The following is a 2,500-nucleotide window of genomic DNA, read 5'->3' as shown; positions in this document are numbered from 1 at the left end:
GCGGCCTGATTCGAGCTGCTTCCTGATGAAGCTCTCATAATGGTCGTTCAGAGCGTAGTTGGGCATGGCAACCTCTGGGAAGAATATGCGGTCATGGGAAGAGCATAGCAATAGATGTCAGCTATTGCCAACATTGGCCGATTCGGCTGCGCTCTGCCCTTGATTCGGATTGTCTCGCAGACCGGCTCGAACCGCCCGATTCGGCTTAGCTGAGATATCGCCTCAGCCTGAAGACGCTGGCGCGATCGAGAATCGATCCCGCAATCGATAGCTGCGATCCGCGCTCGTCACCCCTGCGAGACGGCGGGCACTGAAGCCGGCTGGGAAAGAACATCGCCAGCTAAATTCATTTCGCATTTGGGTGCGGGTCGCCGCTCCGATTCGGCTTTCGCTAATTGGTTCGGTTCTGGGAAAGGCTGAATTTGTCCACCGCGGCTTTGGCTTTGGCTGCTTAGGGCCTCTGAGCCAGGTCAGCTTTGTGGCGAGCGTGGTTGCCATAGCAAAACGGCCGGCCGGGTATGCGCCTGGCGGGCCGTTTTGCTGTTTGTCTTTGTGGAGAGGCTTTGACTTATCTGTCCCACGGCGTCGGCTTGGCCTGCTTGCGGGCTGCTGCTGAGGGTTAAGATCAGCCGTGACGGCTAGATACAAAACGGCCCGCTTGAAGCGGGCCGTATTTGATGTTGGTTGCGGGGACAGGATTTGAACCTGTGACCTTCAGGTTATGAGCCTGACGAGCTACCGGGCTGCTCCACCCCGCGCCACCTCTAGGCAAGCGTTTGCTTGCCGAACTGAGCAAGCGTTTGCTTGCTTAGGACGTAAGCCCAAGCCTACGAATAGGCTGGCCTACAAATAGGTAGATGGCTCACCAAATGAAAGGGCCGCTTACGCGGCCCGTGGTCCCTTGGCGGGCCTTGTTCGTAGAGAGAAGATTTCACTGACATCCGCTTGGATGTGAGTTCAACGTGCATTTAGCAGACCTGGCAGCGACCTACTCTCCCGCGTCTTGAGACGAAGTACCATCAGCGCTGGAGCGTTTCACGGCCGAGTTCGGAATGGGATCGGGTGCAGCCGCTCCGCCATAACCACCAGGTCGGCAAAACGCACGTTGTTCGAGAAGCTGGGTTAGGGGTTAGGCAGTAGGGAATAGTGAGTAGGGATAGCCGCTCGCTATTGGCTTGTGCCGTTTGCCCGTCTTTCCGTGCCAATGGCGACGTTCATTGCAAGGCGCCCCGGGCGTAAGCCCGCAAGCGCGACTGCGCGTCGCCGGTTTTCCGGCGCCCTCGCGGAGCATAGGCCCGTTAGGGCCGCTCATGCGTGAGCGCTGGTAAGACCATCGTGTTTCACGATGGGCATAAGGAATGAGAACGATCAAGCCGATCGAACTATTAGTACCGGTAAGCTTCAAGCGTTGCCGCTCTTCCACACCCGGCCTATCAACGTGGTCGTCTTCCACGGTTCTCAGGGAATACTCGTTTTAAGGTGGGTTTCCCGCTTAGATGCCTTCAGCGGTTATCCCGTCCGGATATAGCTACCCTGCTATGCGGCTGGCGCCACAACAGGTCCACCAGAGATCCGTCCATCCCGGTCCTCTCGTACTAGGGACAGATCCTTTCAATATTCCTACACCCACGGCAGATAGGGACCGAACTGTCTCACGACGTTCTGAACCCAACTCACGTACCGCTTTAAATGGCGAACAGCCATACCCTTGGGACCTGCTCCAGCCCCAGGATGCGATGAGTCGACATCGAGGTGCCAAACAACCCCGTCGATATGGACTCTTGGGGGTCATCAGCCTGTTATCCCCGGCGTACCTTTTATCCGTTGAGCGATGGCCCTTCCACGCGGGACCACCGGATCACTATGACCGACTTTCGTCTCTGCTCGACTTGTCAGTCTCGCAGTCAGGCAGGCTTATGCCATTGCACTCAGCGAACGATTTCCGACCGTTCTGAGCCCACCATCGCGCGCCTCCGTTACTCTTTAGGAGGCGACCGCCCCAGTCAAACTACCCACCATACATTGTCCCGGACCCGGATAACGGGCCGCGGTTAGACATCCATAGTAATAAGGGTGGTATTTCAAGGGTGGCTCCACCTGAGCTGGCGCCCAGGTTTCAAAGCCTACCACCTATCCTACACATGCCACTACGAATGCCAATGTAAAGCTATAGTAAAGGTGCACGGGGTCTTTCCGTCTAACCGCAGGAACCCCGCATCTTCACGGGGAATTCAATTTCACTGAGTCTATGCTGGAGACAGCGGGGAAGTCGTTACGCCATTCGTGCAGGTCGGAACTTACCCGACAAGGAATTTCGCTACCTTAGGACCGTTATAGTTACGGCCGCCGTTTACTGGGGCTTCGATTCAGAGCTTGCACCCCTCCTCTTAACCTTCCAGCACCGGGCAGGCGTCAGACCCTATACGTCGTCTTGCGACTTCGCAGAGCCCTGTGTTTTTGATAAACAGTCGCTACCCCCTGGTCTGTGCCACCCTCCTCT

Annotated in this window: 1 protein-coding gene, 1 tRNA gene and 2 rRNA genes (2 of these 4 running past the window's edge); all 4 read right to left on the bottom strand. The window is 56.8% G+C overall.

The window, feature by feature from the left end; translation table 11 throughout:
* On the bottom strand, nucleotides 1–66 hold the beginning of the coding sequence (locus AC0V7N_RS10315) for a type II toxin-antitoxin system ParD family antitoxin (RefSeq protein ID WP_475457076.1). 201 nt of this gene lie to the left of the window's left edge; only the first 66 of its 267 coding nucleotides appear in the window; it begins with the start codon at nucleotides 64–66; its stop codon lies beyond the left edge, outside the window.
* Nucleotides 67–681: 615 nt separating this feature from the next.
* A tRNA-Met gene (locus AC0V7N_RS10310) sits at nucleotides 682–758 on the bottom strand.
* Nucleotides 759–975: 217 nt separating this feature from the next.
* Nucleotides 976–1,090 (bottom strand): 5S ribosomal RNA (gene rrf / locus AC0V7N_RS10305).
* 274 nt (nucleotides 1,091–1,364) lie between these two features.
* Nucleotides 1,365–2,500: ribosomal RNA gene (locus tag AC0V7N_RS10300) — 23S ribosomal RNA — on the bottom strand; it runs 1,664 nt beyond the window's last position.

The organism is Mesorhizobium kamtschaticum, from assembly GCF_056174585.1.
The sequence above is the reverse complement of the archived record's forward strand: the minus strand, read 5'-3'. Positions and strand labels throughout refer to the sequence as shown.